This is a genomic window from Streptomyces smyrnaeus (assembly GCF_017676345.1).
GTDB lineage: Bacteria > Actinomycetota > Actinomycetes > Streptomycetales > Streptomycetaceae > Streptomyces > Streptomyces smyrnaeus.
The window spans coordinates 563,962-579,986 of record NZ_JAFFZM010000002.1 but is presented as its reverse complement, the minus strand read 5'-3'; the positions used below and the strand labels follow the sequence as shown (position 1 = coordinate 579,986).

The 16,025-nt window shown below is 71.4% G+C and carries 10 protein-coding genes and 1 tRNA gene; 4 read left to right on the top strand and 7 right to left on the bottom strand.

From position 1 onward, the window contains the following. Positions 1 to 8: 8 nt before the first annotated feature. Entirely contained in the window at positions 9 to 2,054 is a 2,046-nt protein-coding gene (locus JW613_RS06040; RefSeq protein ID WP_209209612.1) for an NADH:flavin oxidoreductase, read from the bottom strand. Positions 2,055 to 2,455: 401 nt separating this feature from the next. After that, a complete protein-coding gene (locus JW613_RS06035) occupies positions 2,456 to 3,007 on the bottom strand; it encodes a helix-turn-helix domain-containing protein (RefSeq protein ID WP_209209611.1) in 552 nt (183 codons plus the stop codon). A 78-nt stretch (positions 3,008 to 3,085) separates the two neighbouring features. On the opposite strand from JW613_RS06035, the gene JW613_RS06030 reads away from it, so the two are divergent. Together JW613_RS06030 and JW613_RS06025 are read left to right on the top strand one after the other, a co-directional pair. Further along, a complete protein-coding gene (locus tag JW613_RS06030) occupies positions 3,086 to 4,042 on the top strand; it encodes an alpha/beta hydrolase family protein (protein ID WP_209209610.1) in 957 nt (318 codons plus the stop codon). Between the two features lie 135 nt (positions 4,043 to 4,177). Beyond that, entirely contained in the window at positions 4,178 to 5,008 is an 831-nt protein-coding gene (locus tag JW613_RS06025; RefSeq protein WP_307865801.1) for a CPBP family intramembrane glutamic endopeptidase, read from the top strand. Positions 5,009 to 5,182: 174 nt separating this feature from the next. On the opposite strand, the gene JW613_RS06020 is transcribed toward JW613_RS06025, so the two are convergent. The 5 genes from JW613_RS06020 to topA all read right to left on the bottom strand — a co-directional run bounded on the left by JW613_RS06020 (position 5,183) and on the right by topA (position 14,905). After that, positions 5,183 to 5,256: transfer RNA gene (locus JW613_RS06020), tRNA-Thr, on the bottom strand. 84 nt (positions 5,257 to 5,340) lie between these two features. Then, positions 5,341 to 6,984, bottom strand: a complete 1,644-nt coding sequence (locus tag JW613_RS06015; RefSeq protein ID WP_372447906.1) for an alpha/beta fold hydrolase — start codon at positions 6,982 to 6,984, stop codon at positions 5,341 to 5,343. Between the two features lie 85 nt (positions 6,985 to 7,069). Further along, entirely contained in the window at positions 7,070 to 8,281 is a 1,212-nt protein-coding gene (locus tag JW613_RS06010) for a DNA polymerase III subunit delta' (protein ID WP_209209609.1), read from the bottom strand. A gap of 178 nt (positions 8,282 to 8,459) precedes the next feature. Further along, complete coding sequence (tmk, locus tag JW613_RS06005) at positions 8,460 to 11,915, bottom strand: dTMP kinase (protein ID WP_245225040.1); 3,456 nt, start codon at positions 11,913 to 11,915, stop codon at positions 8,460 to 8,462. 86 nt (positions 11,916 to 12,001) lie between these two features. Continuing rightward, positions 12,002 to 14,905: a type I DNA topoisomerase gene (topA, locus tag JW613_RS06000; protein ID WP_209209608.1), complete on the bottom strand. Its 2,904-nt coding sequence runs from the start codon at positions 14,903 to 14,905 to the stop codon at positions 12,002 to 12,004. 239 nt (positions 14,906 to 15,144) lie between these two features. On the opposite strand from topA, the gene JW613_RS05995 reads away from it, so the two are divergent. Next, on the top strand, positions 15,145 to 15,540 hold the full coding sequence (locus JW613_RS05995; protein ID WP_180289719.1) for a TM2 domain-containing protein: 396 nt from the start codon (positions 15,145 to 15,147) through the stop codon (positions 15,538 to 15,540). A gap of 54 nt (positions 15,541 to 15,594) precedes the next feature. Beyond that, a complete protein-coding gene (locus tag JW613_RS05990) occupies positions 15,595 to 16,020 on the top strand; it encodes a DUF2752 domain-containing protein (RefSeq protein WP_185017782.1) in 426 nt (141 codons plus the stop codon). Positions 16,021 to 16,025: the final 5 nt, after the last annotated feature.

The window sequence follows — 16,025 nt, the reverse complement described above, 5'->3', positions numbered from 1 at the left end:
GTTCCGGGTCACATCGGCAGGCACAGCCGCAGTGCGTCGAGCACCGCGGCGTGGATGTTGCGGCTGGTGACGGCGTCCCCGATCCGGAACAACTGGTAGCGGCCCGCCGGATCGGCGACCTCCCGCTGCGGTGCGCCGGCCAGCAGTGCGCGGTGGTCCAGTCGGCCGTGGTTGGTCGAGCCGGCAAGCAGGTCCCGGTACAGATCCGCGTTGGGCAACGTCCCGTGCTCGACCACCACGTGGTCCACGACGCGCTCCGCCTCGGTATCCGCGTACTCGCTGCGCAGCGTCGCGACCAGGCGCCCGTCCTCCGTGCGGCGCACGGACCGCAGCCGGTGCGCCAGGGTGGTGCTCACGTCGTACTCGGCGAAGACCCGCAGATAGGCCGGGGAATTCATGCTGCCCACATCGGGGGCCAGCGTGCGCTCCGGCGTCACGTACTCGGTCGGGACGCCCTGTCGCGCCAGCACCTCCACCGCGTCCAGGCCCGGATAGGCGCCGTTGTCGTCGTAGACCAGCACCCGTCCCCGGGGGCGCAGGGCTCCGCCCAGAACGTCCCAGGTGTCGGCCACCATCCCGGCGCCCTCCGCGAGGACGGAGACATTGGGCAGTCCGCCCGTGGCGATCAGCACGATGTCGGGGTCCTCCGCGAGCACGTCCGCCGCCTCGGCCAGCACCCCGAGCCGCAGCTCGACGCCGAGCACCTTGCACTCGTCGACGCGCCAGTCGACGATGCCGAGGAGGTCCCGTCGCCGGCTGTTCGCGGCGGCGATGCGGATCTGGCCACCGGGCGACTCGCCCGCCTCGAAGACGACCACCTCGTGCCCGCGTTCGCCCAGCACCCGAGCCGCTTCCAGCCCGGCGGGCCCGGCGCCGACGACCACCGCCTTCTTCCGCTCGGGAGCGCGCGCCACCGTGTGCGGCAGCTGGAGCTCCCGCCCCGTGGCCGGATTGTGCACACATTTGGTGTCACCGGAGTCGTAGATCGCATCGAGGCAGTAACTCGCGCCGACGCAGGGCCGGACACGGTCCTCGGCGCCGGCCGCCACCTTGGCCACCAGATGAGGGTCTGCGATCTGGGCCCGCGTCATACCGACCAGATCCAGCAGGCCTTCCCGCACGGCATGCCGCGCGGTGGCGACGTCCGCGATACGGCCCGCGTGCATCACCGGGACGTCGAGTGCGCGCTTGATCCCGGCGGTGAATTCCAGGAAGGGCGCCGAGGGCGTCCCCATGGACGGAATCGCCCTCGCCAGGGACGCGTCACTCTCGATCGAGCCCCGGACGGTGCTGACGAAGTCGATGCCGTCCTCGATATACCTCCGGACCGCGACCAGCGCCTCGTCGAGAGCCAACCCGCCCGGCCGGTCCTCGTCCATCGACATCCGGATACCGACGATGAATGCGTCGCCGACCGCGGAGCGGATCGCCCGGATCACCCGCCGCGGAAAAGCCAGTCGGTTCGCCAGGCTCCCACCGAATGCGTCGCTGCGTTCGTTGGTCGCCGGGGAGAGGAAGCTGTCCAGGAAATGCCCGTACGACTGGATCTCTATCCCGTCCAGCCCGCCTTCCGCGCAGCGCGCGGCCGCGTCGGCGTAATCCCGCACAACACGGTCCAGGTCCCACGGCTCGGCCTCCTTCGGAAAGGCCCGATGGGCGGGCTCCCGCAACGGCGACGCCGAGAGGACGGGCAGCCAGTCGCCCGCGTAGTTGCTGGTGCGCCGTCCCAGATGAGTGACCTGGCACATGACCGCGGCCCCGGCTGCGTGCACGTCGTCGGCCAACCGCCGGAGCCAGGGCACCACATCGTCGCGGTAGAGCAGCAGATTGCCGAACGACGGCGGGCTGTCCGGCGACACGACCGCCGAGCCCCCGATCATCGTCAGCCCCACCCCGCCCCGGGCCTTCTCCAGGTGGTACCTCCGGTACCGGTCCCGGGGCAGCCCGCCTTCGCCGAACGCCGGTTCGTGCGACGTACTGACCACCCTGTTGCGCAAGGTGAGGCTCTTCAGCGTGAAAGGCTGGAGCAAAGGATCCGTCACTGACGTACGCATGGCGCTCCTCCTGAACCGACCAGGCGGCCTGGGGAATGGGGTCCTCGCCTACGGCGCCGTCACGGCAGCACGGTGCTGCGCCGCAGCAGTTGCTCGAAACCCGAAAGACAGGAACCGGTCTTTTGTCCGGCCCCCGCACCCGGAATCCGTCCGGGTGCGTGCAGGCCGCGATCGACAGCACCGACACGGGAGTCGGAAGCCCTCGTGCGGTACACCACAAGCGTGGAGCCCCCGTACGGCGCGCACAATCAAGCGAAGTCGCAGGGAACCGCGCAAACCATCTGCAAGATCGACAGCCGGCGCCCCCCTTCCCCCACCCCCCGGTCCCTGCTACCCGAAGCCACCCGGCCCGGCCGCACCCGGCCGCAGTGGCCCCACCGGCCGCAGTGGCCGCAGCGGACTCAGGGGACCTGACCCTCCTCCCCGCTCGCCTTGTCGGGTACCAGGGCGAGGCTGATGATGTGCCGGACGCGGCCGTCGCCGGGGGTGTGTCCCGTACGGCGGGCGACCAGTGCCTCCAGTTCCTCCACCAGTTCGGCGAACTCTTCGGGGGTCGCCCACACCGCCCCCTGCCGGTAGAGGACGCCTTCGCGCGGGGGGTCGGCGTCGTCGCGGGAGAGGTAGCGGTCGAGGTCGGCCATCATCGCCCCGGTGAAGACGGTGAAGGCCTGCCGGTGGTCGTCCTTGGTCATCTCGGCGCGGGCTTCCTCGTCGACGAGGGCCTCGTCCTGCCGGACCCGGTAGCTGCGTTCGACCGTCCCGCGTACGGGCCTTTCCTGGACCACTTCCAGGATGCCTGCCTTGGTGAGCGTCGCGACGTGCCGGTACATGGTCGCCGCTGCGACGTCCGGAAGGCGTTCCCGGAGCTGAGCCGTGGTCAGTTCACCGGCGCCGACCAGGGTCTGGAGGATGCGCATCCGGACCGGGTGGAGGAGGAGATTCGCGGTTGCCATGCCGCCATGATCTCACATCTGATAACGTTCTCGAAGTTGAGAACGAACGCCCGAGCGTGCAACGAAAGAGGCGGAGCCTTGCCCGACATCGACATGACGGTCACCGCGGACGACGGGACCCCACTGGCCGGCACCCTGACGCTGCCCGCCGACCCCGGCCCGCACCCGGCCGTCCTGCTGCTGCACGGTTCCGGCCCGCTCGACCGCGACGGCAACACCCCCAAGCTCCGCATGAACCTGGCGCGTCCGGTGGCCGACACCCTCGCGGCGCGGGGGATCGCCACCTTGCGCCACGACCGGCGCGGGACCGGCGCCACCCCCGGCGACTGGCGGGCCGCCGGTTTCACCGACAACCGCCGGGACGCCGCGGCAGCCGTGCGCGCCCTGGCGGACCGGGACGACATCCGCGCGGACGCGATCGGTGTGGTCGGCCACAGCGAGGGCTCACTGCACGCCATGGCCCTGGCGGCACGGACGGCCGGGACGGACGTTCGGGCAGTGGTGCTGCTGGCCGGCTTCGCCGACCTGGGCGAGGACGCCTTCCGTTGGCAGGGCCGCTCGATCGTGTCGAGCATGCCGGCTCCCGTCCGACTGCTGCGCCGGCCGTTGGGAGCACTGGGCGGCCAGATACTCGCACGGGTGAAGAAGACCCGTACGGATGTGGCGCGCGTGGCGGGAGCCAAGGTCAACGTCCGCTGGCTGCGGGAGATGCTCGCCCACGACACCCGGCACGACCTCGCCGCCATCGACGCCGCGGTCCTCGCCATCACCGGCGACAAAGACCTCCAGGTCGACCCGGACGACCTGAAGGACATCGCCCGACTGGTCCCCGGCGGCGCGGAAACCCACCGCGTCGACGCACTCACCCACGTCCTGCGACGCGACCCCGGACGTCCCACCCTGAACAACTACCGCCGCCTGCTGCGCGATCCGGTCGACCCCGAACTGCTCGACCTCGTCACCGAGTGGCTCACCCGCCAGTTGGTCGGCGCCGCTTGTGAGACGTCCACCGGAGGACGGCTCACCTCGTCCTGACCTTCAGCTCTCCCGGACGGCTCCGCCCTCATCTCTCTCACCGCACGACGCTCACACAAAGGTCAGCTTGGCATGCCCACAACACACACGCCCGTGCCCGCAAACCCCGCGAACCCCACAACCCCCGCGAGCCCCGTGACTCCCCCGATCCCCGCGCATCCCGTTCGCCGCCGCATCGACCTGACACTCTTCATGGTCATCGCCTTCGGCGTCAGCTGGGCATGCTGGGGCACGGCGATCGGCCTCGGCGGACCGGCGACGCCCGGCACCCCCACCTACACCCCCTTCCTGCTCGGCGCCTTCGGCCCGCTGGCAGGCGCCCTGGTCATCCGCATCCGGCGCAAGCGGCGGGGTGAGCCGGTCCCGGCACACGCGGTCCGCTTCCACCCGGCCGCCCTGCTCCAGGCGCCGCTGCTGATGCTCGCTGCCTCCGGAGCCGTACTGGCCGCCGCGGCTCTCGGGCACGCGGCCGGCGACACCACGCTGAGCTGGTCGGACGCACAAGACGTCATGAAGGACATGGGCGGCCCAGCGGCGTTCCTGGTGAGCATGATCATCTCCGGGCCGCTCTCCGAGGAGCCCGGCTGGCGCGGTACCGCCTACCCCCGGATGCGCGCCACGATGGGCCGCTTCCAGATCGCCCTGATACTCGGTGTCATCTGGGCCGTATGGCACCTGCCGCTGTTCTTCATCGACGGCACCGTCCAAAGCGACCTCGGCCTCGCCACCCCGAGCGGTGTGCTCTTCGCCGTCGGCAACATCCCCATGGCCATGCTGGTCACCTGCGCCTACGAGCGAGCCGGCATCCTCGCCTCGATCGCCGTGCACTTCGCCGTCAACACGACGATGGTCCTGCTGAACGTGCACACCCCCGCGACCCAGGCCCTGATCACGGGCTGCCAGATCCTCCTCATCACCCTGCTCCTGCTCACCGGCCGCCGCACCCAGGACACCGCGAAGCTCTGACGCGCGACGCTCCCTCGGAAACCCGGACCCCCGGCGCCCAACGGCACCAGGGGTTCCGGTGCGTACACCCCGAAGACCGCCCAAGCGCCGGGTGCGGGAGGCAGCCCTCGCAGACCGCTACCAAGAACGCACAAAACCCCAGGCCAGAATCCATCTGACCTGGGGTTCCAGAAGAGCCGCCTAAGGGAATCGAACCCTTGACCTACGCATTACGAGTGCGTCGCTCTGGCCGACTGAGCTAAGGCGGCATGGTGCGTGCGGCCAGTTTGGGGGCCGCTGCGGCGATAAGTCTACAGGGTTTGCGGGGGTGGTCGGGACGGGGGTGGGAGGGGTCAGCCGCAGGTGGTGCCGTCCTTGGGGGCCTTGCCCTGGACGAGGTAGGCGTTGACGGCGCTGTCGACGCAGTCGCTGCCGCGCAGGTAGGCAGTGTGGCCGTCGCCCTTGTAGGTGAGGAGGCGGGCCGGGGTCAGCTGGCCGGCCAGGCCCTGGGCCCAGCGGTAGGGGGTGGCCGGGTCGCGGGTGGTGCCGACGACGACGATCGGGTCGGCACCCTTGGCGGCGATGCGGTGGGGTTCCCCGGTGGGCTCGACCGGCCATTCGGCGCAGTTCAGTGCCGCCCAGGCGAAGCCGCGGCCGAAGACGGGACTGGCCTTCTCGAAGGAGGGCACGGATTTGCGGGCCTCGGCGGCGCCGGAGAAGGCCGGGGGAAGATCGATGCAGTTCACGGCCGGGTTGGCGTACATGATGTTGCTGTACGAGCCGTCCGGGCCGCGCTCGTAGTAGTCGTCGGAGAGCGCCAGCAGGGGTGCCCCGTCGCCCTTCTTGGCCGCCGTCAGCGCCTCGCGCAGGCCGGGCCAGGAGCCCTCGTCGTACATGGCGCGGATCACGCCCGTGGTGGCCAGCGACTCGGTCAGGGTGCGCGAGGGGTCGTCGGTCTTGAGGGGCTTGCGGTCCACCCGCGCCAGGAGGGCGCTGAGGTTCTTGCCCGCCTCCTTGACGCCGTCCGTGCCCAGGGGGCAGTCGGACATGGCGACGCAGTCGCGCGCGAACGCCTTGAACGCCGTCTCGAAGCCCGCCGTCTGCTCCCGGTTGACCCGGCGCGCGGAGAGGGAGGGGTCCATGGCGCCGTCCAGGACGAGCCGGCCGGAGCGCTGCGGGAACAGGCCCGCGTAGGTGGCCCCCAGGTAGGTGCCGTAGGAGGCGCCGACGTAGTTGAGCTTCTTGTCGCCGAGCGCCGCACGGAGTACGTCCATGTCGCGTGCCGCCTCGGTCGTCGAGACATGGCCGAGGAGCTTGCCGGTGCGTTTCTCGCAGCCCTCGGCGAAGCGTCCGTACGCGGCGGTGAGCGCGTCGGTCTCCTTCGCGTCGTCCGGTGTCTGGTCGACCCGTGTGTACGCGTCCATCTGCTTGTCGCTCAGGCATGCGACAGGCTCGCTGCGGCCGACGCCGCGCGGGTCCATGCCGACCAGCGAGTAGTGCTCCCGCACCTGCGGCGGATACGCGAGGGCCGCCGACTGCTGCACGTACTCGATCGCCGAGCCGCCCGGACCGCCCGGGTTGACGTGCAGCGAACCGCCCTCGGGTTTGCCCTTTCCGTTCTGCGGTTTGGTGCGGGTCACCGCCAGGCCCACGGTCTCGGCGGCGTCCTTGAGGTCGTCGCCCGGCTTGTCGTAGTCCAGCGGCACCCGCAGCGTCGCGCACTCGAATTCGGCCGGGCCGCAACTGTGCCACGACAGCTTCTGTTCGTAGAAGGGGCGCAGGTCGTCGGGGATCTTCGCGGGCAGCGGCTTGAGCGGAGGTGCGTCGGCGCCCGCGTGGGTGCCCTTCGCGGAGGGGTCGGTGTCCGGCTCCCCGGACGAATCCCCGTTCGAGCAGCCGGCGAGCAGCAGGGCCGTGGCCATGAGCACCGCCGCGCTCCCGTGGCGGACCCGGGACGCGCCCCCGTAGCGGATACGGGAGGCGTGTGACTGACTCATGGGGCATCCCTCCGCCGTCCTGCACGTGCTGGGAGCGTACCCAGCCGGACATCGGCCCGTCGCCCGCGGGGGGCGCTGTGGCGCGTCAGCCCGCGCGCAGCGCCATCGTCATCGCCTCCACCGCCAGCAGCGGGGCGACGTTGCGGTCCAGCGCCCGGCGGCAGTCCAGCACCGCCTCGATGCGGCGCAGCGTCTGCTCCGGGCGCGAGGTCGCGGCCAGTTGCCCGATCGGGCCGGCCGCCTCGTCGTGCGACAGGGCGACGGACGAGCCCAACTGGCGGGCCAGCACGTCACGGTAGTAGGCCGTCAGGTCCGACAGGGCCAACTCCAGCGAGTCGCGCTGGGTGCGGGTGGACCGGCGCTTCTGCTTGTCCTCCAGCTCCTTCATCGCACCCGCCGTACCGCGTGGCAGCCGCTTGCCCTCCGTCGCGCCGAGGGCTGCCCGCAGATTCTCGGTCTCCTTGGCGTCCAGCTCCTCGGCCACCTGCTTGGCGTCCTCCGTCGCGGCGTCGATCAGCTCCTGTGCCGCACGGAGGGCGCTGCCGACATCGTCGACCCGCGTCGGCAGCTTGAGCACCGCCTGCCGTCTGGCGCGGGCCCGTTCGTCCGTCGCCAGCCGCAGCGCCCGGTCGATGTGCCCCTGCGTGGCCCGCGCCGCGAACGCGGCCATCTCCGGCTCGATCCCGTCCCGCCGCACCAGCAGATCCGCCACGGCGTCCACCGGAGGCGTACGCAGCGCCAGGTGCCGACAGCGCGATCGGATGGTCGGCAGCACGTCCTCCGTCGACGGCGCGCACAGCAGCCACACCGTGCGCGACGCGGGCTCCTCGACAGCCTTCAGCAGCACGTTCCCCGCGCCCTCCGTCAGGCGGTCGGCGTCCTCCAGGACGATCACCTGCCAGCGCCCGCCCGACGGCGACATCTGCGCCCCGCGCACCAGCGCGCGCGTCTCCTTCACACCGATGGACAGCAGGTCCGTACGGACGACCTCCACATCCGCGTGGGTGCCGACCATCGTCGTATGACACCCCTCGCAGAAGCCGCACCCCGGGCTGCCGCCCAGCGCCCGGTCCGGACTCACGCACTGGAGCGCCGCCGCGAACGCGCGGGCCGCGTGCTCCCGACCGGCGCCGGGCGGGCCCGTGAAGAGCCAGGCGTGGGTCATCGAGGAGCCGGAGAGGTCGGCGGAGCCGTGTGCCTCGGCCTCCGCCGTCACATACGCGTCGGCATCGCGCGCGGCAGCGACGAGCTGCTGCGCTGCCCTGTCCTGACCCACCAGGTCGTCCCACACCGCCATGGAGACCATTGTCGCGGATACCGGTGACAGCCCGGGACGGACCGGTGAGGGTGCCGTGTGGCGGACACCGGGCGCCCGGTGGCGGGTGGCAGACACCGGGCGCCGGTGGCGGGTGGTGCAAGGTGGCGCGCAGGTGGTCCGGCCAGGTGCTGTGGCGCCTGGCCGGACCGTCGGCGCTCTATCGGCGTCGGTGGTCCTCGCCGCCGTCGCCGTCGTCCTCGCGCGGGCCCAGCAGCTTGTCCGCGAGGGTGGGCGCGTCGTCGAGCGGATCCTCCGCCCAGGAGGGGCGAGGGCGCCGCTCCGTCTCGTCGACCTGCGGCAGTTCGCGCGTGCGGTCGTCGGGATCGGCGGCGGACTCGGGAACCTGCGGGAGAACCGCCGTCTCGCGGGTGTCGTCCGCCTCGGAGACGCGCGGCAGCACCGTCGTCTCGTCCTCGGGCGACGCCACCTCGGGACGCGGCAACTGCGTGGTGTCCTCCGCGTCCGGTCCGGAGTCCGCGTCCGGTCCGGCGGCCTTCTCGTCCTGCGGCCGGACCTGGGGGATCTGCGCCGTGTCGGCCTCCGACCCGTCGGGCGACGGTGCGGCCTCGGGGGCGGCCTCGGATGCGGTCTCCTCGGCAGCACCTCCGGCCTCGGGAGTCTCCGCCCCCTCAGCCGCCTCAGCGAGCTCCGCAGCCCCGACGCCCTCCGCAGCCTGGGCAGCCTCCGCAGCCTTCGCGGCCCCAGCAGCCTTCGCGGCCCCGGCAGTCTTCGTAGCCTTCGACGCCTGCGCGGCCTTCGCGGCCTCCGCTGCTTCCGCAGCCTCCGCCGTCTCCCGCTGCGCCCGCTCGGCAGCCTCTGCCTCGGCCTCCGCCTCGGCCTTGGCCGCCGCCTCCGCGGCAGCCGCCGCCCGCGCCTGCTCGGCCTTCAGCAGCGCTTCCTCGGCCTTGCGCTGCCGTTCCCGACGGCGCTCCTCGGCCTCGGCCCGCAGCCGCTTCTCCTCCTCGGCACGCTTGCGCAGCCGCTCCTGCTCCTCCTCGTAGGCGCGCTGCTCGGCCTCGCGGCGCTCGCGCTCCTCCTCGGCGATCCGGCGGGCTTCCTCGGCCCGCTTACGGGCCTCCTCGGCGCGCCGGGCCTCTTCCAGCTGGCGCGCCAACTCGGCCTCGCGGCGCTTGCGCTCCTCCTCCTCGCGGCGGAGCTTTTCCAGCTGCTCCTTGCGCTCGCGCTCCTTGCGCTCTTCCTCCGCCTTGCGGCGGGCCTCTTCCTCGGCCCGCTTGCGCGCTTCCTCCTCGGCCCGCTTACGGGCCTCCTCCTGGGCCTTCTTCTCGGCCTCGGAGAGCGGAAGCACCTGGTCGAGGCGGTGGCGAACGGCCGTGGTGACGGTCTGCGGCTCCTGCGCGGCGTCGACGACCAGATAGCGGGCCGGGTCGGCGGCGGCGAGGGTGAGGAATCCGGCGCGCACCCGCTGGTGGAACTCGGCCGGCTCGGATTCCAGTCGGTCCGGCGCCTCGGTGAACCGTTCACGCGCCGTCTCGGGCGGTACGTCGAGCAGCACGGTCAGATGCGGCACCAGTCCCTCGGTCGCCCAGCGGTTGATACGGGCGATCTCGCTCGGGGACAGGTCGCGTCCGGCGCCCTGGTAGGCGACGGAGGAGTCGACGTACCGGTCGGAGATCACCACGGCCCCGCGCTCCAGCGCCGGGCGGACCACCGTGTCCACGTGCTCGGCGCGGTCCGCGGCGTACAGCAGTGCCTCCGCGCGGTGCGAGAGCCCGGCCGAGGAGACGTCCAGCAGGATGGAGCGCAGCCGCTTGCCCACCGGTGTGGAGCCGGGCTCCTTGGTGACGACGACCTCGTGCCCCTTGGCCCTGATCCACTCGGCGAGCGCCTCCACCTGTGTGGTCTTGCCCGCGCCGTCGCCGCCCTCCAGTACCAGGAAGAAGCCGTTCTTGGCAGGTGCCTGCCGCAGCGGGCCGCCGCCGAACGCCTCCAGCAGGTCCCGCCGCAGCGGTACGCCCTGCCGGTCGTCGGTGCGGCCGAGCAGGATCGCGCCGACGGGCAGCAGTAGCGCGCCCACCAGCATCAGCGTGAACGAGGCCCCGCCGTGGTCGAAGACGAACGAGCCGTTCTCCACCCGGTGCGGTCCGATCAGCGCGGCCACCACCGGCGCCACGATCGCGCCCACCGCCAGCGACAGCCGTACCACCGCCTGCAGATGCTCGGTCGTACGGACGCGACGGAACTCCTCGGTCTCCTGATCGAGCAGGGTGTGCAGGGTGTTCGCCGCGATGCCGCCGCCCAGCCCGGCCAGCAGTGCCAGCCCGATGACGGTCGCGGTGTCGGGAACGAGTCCGGCCGCCAGCAGCACGATGCCGGTCAGCCCGATGGTGAGCGCGAGGAGCCGGCGCCGGGAGAGCGACGGCACCGTGTACGGCGCCATCCGGATCCCCGCGACGGTGCCGCCGGTCAGCATCAGCGCCAGCAGTCCGAATGCGACGGGGCCACCGCCGAGGTCGGCGGCGTGCAGCGGAGCGAGCGCGACAGCCGCCGCGACGGCGCCGCCGATCGCCCCGCCCGCGGCGACGAGTAGCGGTACGGCTCCGGTGCGGCCCTTGTCCGGTCCACCCTCGGTCGTCCTGGGCCTGCGCAGCCCCTCCAGCGGTGAGCGGGGGCGCGGGGTCCGCCCGTCCGGCAGTTCGAGGAAGTAGACGATGGCGGCAGCGGCCGCGAAGAGCCCGGCCGCCACGTACGAGGCGAGGGCGGCCTGGTGCGAGCCGAACCAGTCGATACCCGTACCGAACAGGTTGCTGATCAGCGTGACGACGACGAGTCCGGCGGCCGCGATCGGCAGCGCGACGAAGCCCGACCGCAGCCACAGCCGGCGCAGCGCCTCGTGGTGGTCCGGCAGCGGCCGTACGGCGGCGCCCTCGGGCGGCGTGGCCGGCAGCAGTGCGGGGGCCGCGCTGTCCCTCGTGACGGTGGAGATCCGCTCGGCCGCACCCGCCACGAAGACGGAGGCGAGGAGTACGAAGAACGCGCTGCCGGGCGTCCAGTCGATCCACAGCGGGGCGACGATCAGCGCGAGCGCGCGCAGCGCGTCGGCTCCGAACAGCGTCCAGCGCCGGTCGAGGACCTTCTTCCCGCTGCCGAGGACCTTCTTCCCGCTGCCGAGGACCTTCTTCCCGCTGCCGCCGTCGCTCGCTGCGGCCTTCTCACCGCTCCCGCTGCGAGCACTCTGCACGCTCTCCGGGGCCTGAGCGCCCTGTGCACTCTGGGGGCTCTTCGGGGTCTTCTCGTCCTTCGCGTTCTTGCCGCTCTCCTGGGCACCGCTGACCAGCGCGGAGATCGGACCCAACAGAACGGCGCCGAACAGCAGCGTGGACAGCAGCCGCAGTCCGAAGACGGCGGCCACGACGAGTGCCATCCCGCGGTACCCGCCGCCGAACACCGGGTCCCCCGCCACGCCACGCACGGCTGCTGCCTGCATCGCCAGCAACAGCAGCACCAGGAGACCAAGCATGTCGCCGATCCCACTGGTGAACTGCGCGGTCCACAGCCGCCGCAGCGGGGGGAAACGCAGCAACGCGGTCACGGCACCCTCGCGGGATTCCGCGGCGAGGGCGTCGTCCGGGGCAGTTGGGGGCGAAGACTTCATCCCGCCAGCGTATAGGGAGTGACCGACACCCCGGCTCCGTACCCGAACATCTGTATGCGCGCCGCTGCTCAGCGGCGCCTTCGGGGTCACTCCGGAGAAGTGTTCTCCGAAGAAGCGGACTTCTCGGCGGCCGACTTCTTGGTGGCGGTCTTCTTGGTGGTGGTCTTCTTCGCAGCCGTCTTCTTGGCCGCCGTCTTCGTCGCCGTGGTTTTCTTCGCCGCGGTCTTCTTCGCAGCCGTCTTCTTGGTGGCCGTCTTCTTCGCGGTGGTCTTCTTGGCGGCGGTCTTCTTCTTCGCGGGGCCCTTCGCCCGCTTGTCGGCCAGCAGTTCGAAGCCCCGCTCCGGGGTGATCGTCTCGACGTCGTCGTCCCGCCGCAGCGTCGCGTTCGTCTCGCCGTCCGTCACATACGGACCGAAACGGCCGTCCTTGACCACCACGGGGCGCTCCGTCTCCGGATCGTTCCCCAGCTCCTTGAGCGGCGGCTTGGCGGCAGCACGGCCGCGCTGCTTCGGCTTGGAGTAGATCTCCAGCGCCTCGTCCAGCGTGATGTTGAAGATCTGCTCCTCGCTCTCCAGCGAGCGCGAGTCGGTGCCCTTCTTCAGATAGGGCCCGTAGCGCCCGTTCTGAGCGGTGATCTCGTTGCCGGACTCGGGGTCGACGCCGACGACACGCGGCAGCGACAGCAGCTTGAGCGCGTCCTGCAGCGTGACGGTGTCCAGCGACATCGAGCGGAACAGGGAGGCGGTCCGCGGCTTGACCGCGTTCTTGCCCGTCTTCGGCGTGCCCTCGGGCAGCACCTCGGTGACGTACGGTCCGTACCGCCCGTCCCGCGCCACGATCGGGCGACCGCTCTCCGGGTCGGTGCCCAGTTCGAAGTCGCCGCTGGGCTTGTCCAGCAGTTCCTTGGCGTAGTCGACCGTCAGCTCGTCCGGGGGCAGGTCGTCGGGGACGTCCGCGCGCCGACCCGGCTCGCCCTCCTTCTCGCTGGGCCCCTCCACATACGGACCGTAGCGGCCGACACGCAGGGTGATGCCTTCGCCGACGGGGAAGGAGGAGACGCCCTTGGCGTCGATCGCGCCGAGGTCGGAGACGAGTTCCTTGAGCCCGCCGAGGTGATCGCCGTCGCCGTTGCCCGCTGCCGCGGCCTCACCGGTCGCGGACTCGCCGCCCTCGCCGAAGTAGAAGCGCCGCAGCCACGGCACGGCCTCGGCGCTGCCCGCCGCGATGCGGTCGAGGTCGTCCTCCATCTTGGCGGTGAAGTCGTAGTCGACGAGCCGGCCGAAGTGCTTCTCCAGCAGTCCGACCACGGCGAAGCTCAGGAAGGACGGCACCAGCGCGGTGCCCTTCTTGAAGACGTAGCGCCGGTCCAGGATGGTGCTGATGATCGAGGCGTAGGTGGACGGGCGCCCGATCTCCCGCTCTTCCAGCTCCTTGACCAGCGTGGCCTCGGTGTAGCGGGCCGGCGGCTTGGTGGCGTGGCCGTCGACGGACATCTCCGCGGCGCGCAGCGGGTCGCCCTCGGCGACCTGGGGCAGCCGCCGCTCGCGGTCGTCGAGCTCGGCGTTGGGGTCGTCGGCGCCTTCCACGTAGGCCTTGAGGAAGCCGTGGAAAGTGATGATCTTGCCGGTGGCGCTGAACTCGGCGTCCCGGCCGTCGGCGGAGCGACCGCCGACCTTCACCGTCACCGACTGGCCGACGGCGTCCTTCATCTGCGAGGCGACGGTCCGCTTCCAGATCAGCTCGTAGAGCTTGAACTGGTCGCCGGTCAGCCCCGTCTCGGCGGGCGTGCGGAAGCGGTCGCCGGAGGGGCGGATCGCCTCGTGCGCCTCCTGCGCGTTCTTGACCTTGCCGGCGTAGGTACGCGGCTTGTCCGGCAGGTAGTCGGCGCCGTAGAGCTGGGTGACCTGCGCGCGGGCCGCGGACACGGCGGTGTCGGAGAGCGTCGTGGAGTCCGTACGCATGTAGGTGATGAAGCCGTTCTCGTACAGCTTCTGCGCCACCTGCATGGTGGACTTCGCGCCGAACCCGAGCTTGCGGCTCGCCTCCTGCTGGAGGGTGGTCGTACGGAAGGGTGCGTACGGGGAGCGGCGGTAGGGCTTGGACTCGACGGAGCGGACCGCGAAGTCGGTGTCCTCCAGCGCGGCGGCCAGGGCGCGGGCGCCCTCCTCGTCCAGGTGGAGCACCGCGGACGGGTCCTTGAGCTGCCCGTCGGAGCCGAAGTCGCGGCCCTGTGCGACACGGCGGCCGTCCACCGTCGTCAGCCGGGCGCCGAACGTGCCCGGGTCGCCCGCGGCACCCGTTCCCGCCGAGGCATCCCCCGCGTGCCCCGTCGCGAACGTGCCGGTCAGGTCCCAGTACTCGGCGGAGCGGAACGCCATGCGCTCGCGCTCCCGCTCCACGACCAGCCGGGTGGCCACGGACTGCACCCGGCCCGCCGACAGCCGCGGCATGACCTTCTTCCACAGCACGGGTGAGACCTCGTACCCGTACAGCCGGTCGAGGATGCGGCGGGTCTCCTGTGCGTCGACCAGCCGCTGGTTGAGGTCGCGGGGGTTGCGGACGGCGTTTTGGATGGCGTCCTTGGTGATCTCGTGGAAGACCATCCGCTTGACCGGGACCTTGGGCTTGAGCACCTCTTGCAGATGCCAGGCGATGGCCTCGCCCTCGCGGTCCTCATCAGTGGCCAGCAGCAGCTCGTCGGATTCGGCCAGCAGCTCCTTGAGCTTCTTGACCTGGTCCTTCTTGTCGCTGTTGACGACGTACAGCGGCTCGAAATCGTGGTCGACATTGACGCCGAGGCGGGCCCAGGGCTCGCCCTTGTACTTCGCGGGAACCTCGGCCGCACCGCCCGGGAGGTCGCGGATGTGCCCGACACTGGCCTCGACAACGTAGCCGGGGCCGAGATAGCCCTTGATCGTCTTGGCCTTGGCAGGCGACTCGACGATCACAAGTCGGCGCCCCCCATTTGCTGTCTCGTGGGTCGGGGACAACTTCTGCTCTTCTCTCCGGTCGGTATCAGGTTCGGTATCAGGTTCGGTATGAGTCGGTATCAATATCGCTGCATTGCTATCGCTGCGGAGTGTGACGGTACCTCCCGCCCCCATGTCAAACGGGAAAAGTCCGCAACGCCACTCGAACGGTAACCCGACAACCAGCCGTCCCGCCGCCGGAAGGCTCTGGCAACATGTCGGGGGCACATCACCAGGTACCGCTCGACCTCGGAGGTCTTGTGTCCGACCCGAATCAGCCCGGTTACGGCTACCCGCAGCAGCCGGGCCAGAACCCGTACAGCCAGCAGCAGCCCGGCCAGCCGGGCTACGGCTACCCGCAGCAGCAGCCGATGGGCGCCGTCCCTCCCGGCCAGTACACCGGAGATCCGAACGCGCCGTACGGTTACGACCCGTACGGGCGTCCGCTCTCCGACAAGTCCAAGATCGTCGCCGGAGTGCTCCAGCTGTTCATCGGCGGTCTGGGCATCGGCCGCTTCTACACCGGTCACATCGGCATGGGCATAGCCCAGCTGTTCACCTGCGGTGGGATGGGCATCTGGGCGCTGGTCGACGGAATCATGTTCCTGACCAGCGACAGCCGCACCGACGCCCAGGGCCGTATTCTGCGTGGCTGAGGCTTCGCACGCCCCGGGGGAGGGCGACGCGACACGAGGGGAGGCACTGGCCACATGGCGATAACCAACGTCCCTGCTGCCGTGGGCCGACTCCGCGCCGCCCTCTCCCACCCGGCCGCCCCGCCGCTCGCCACGGCGGCGGCGGGCCTGGCAGGCGCCTGCTACCTGTGGGGCACCAACCCCCACGAGTCCGGCGCCTGGCTGCCGCGCTGCCCCTTCAACTGGGCCACCGGGCTGCTCTGCCCGGCCTGCGGGGGCACGCGTATGGCCTACGACCTGATGCACGGCGACCTGGCGGCGGCCCTGCACGACAACGCCGCACTGCTCACGGTCGGCCTGCCCGTCGCCTGCTACCTGTCGGGGCGCTGGCTCTACGAAGGGCTGCGCGGACGCCGCTACGCGCCCCGTATGACCACCCGCGGCAAAGTGGCCGTACTGAGTGCGGCCGTCGCCTGGACGGTGGCCCGCAATCTGCTCTGACCCGC

Bases quoted from the DNA above. Each gene is read 5' to 3' on its own strand.
- tmk (WP_245225040.1), bottom strand. From the start codon at position 11,915: ATGAAGTCTTCGCCCCCAACTGCCCCGGACGACGCCCTCGCCGCGGAA.
- JW613_RS06010 (WP_209209609.1), bottom strand. From the start codon at position 8,281: ATGGCGGTGTGGGACGACCTGGTGGGTCAGGACAGGGCAGCGCAGCAG.
- JW613_RS06040 (WP_209209612.1), bottom strand. From the start codon at position 2,054: ATGCGTACGTCAGTGACGGATCCTTTGCTCCAGCCTTTCACGCTGAAG.
- JW613_RS06035 (WP_209209611.1), bottom strand. From the start codon at position 3,007: ATGGCAACCGCGAATCTCCTCCTCCACCCGGTCCGGATGCGCATCCTC.
- JW613_RS05990 (WP_185017782.1), top strand. From the start codon at position 15,595: ATGGCGATAACCAACGTCCCTGCTGCCGTGGGCCGACTCCGCGCCGCC.
- JW613_RS06015 (WP_372447906.1), bottom strand. From the start codon at position 6,984: ATGAGTCAGTCACACGCCTCCCGTATCCGCTACGGGGGCGCGTCCCGG.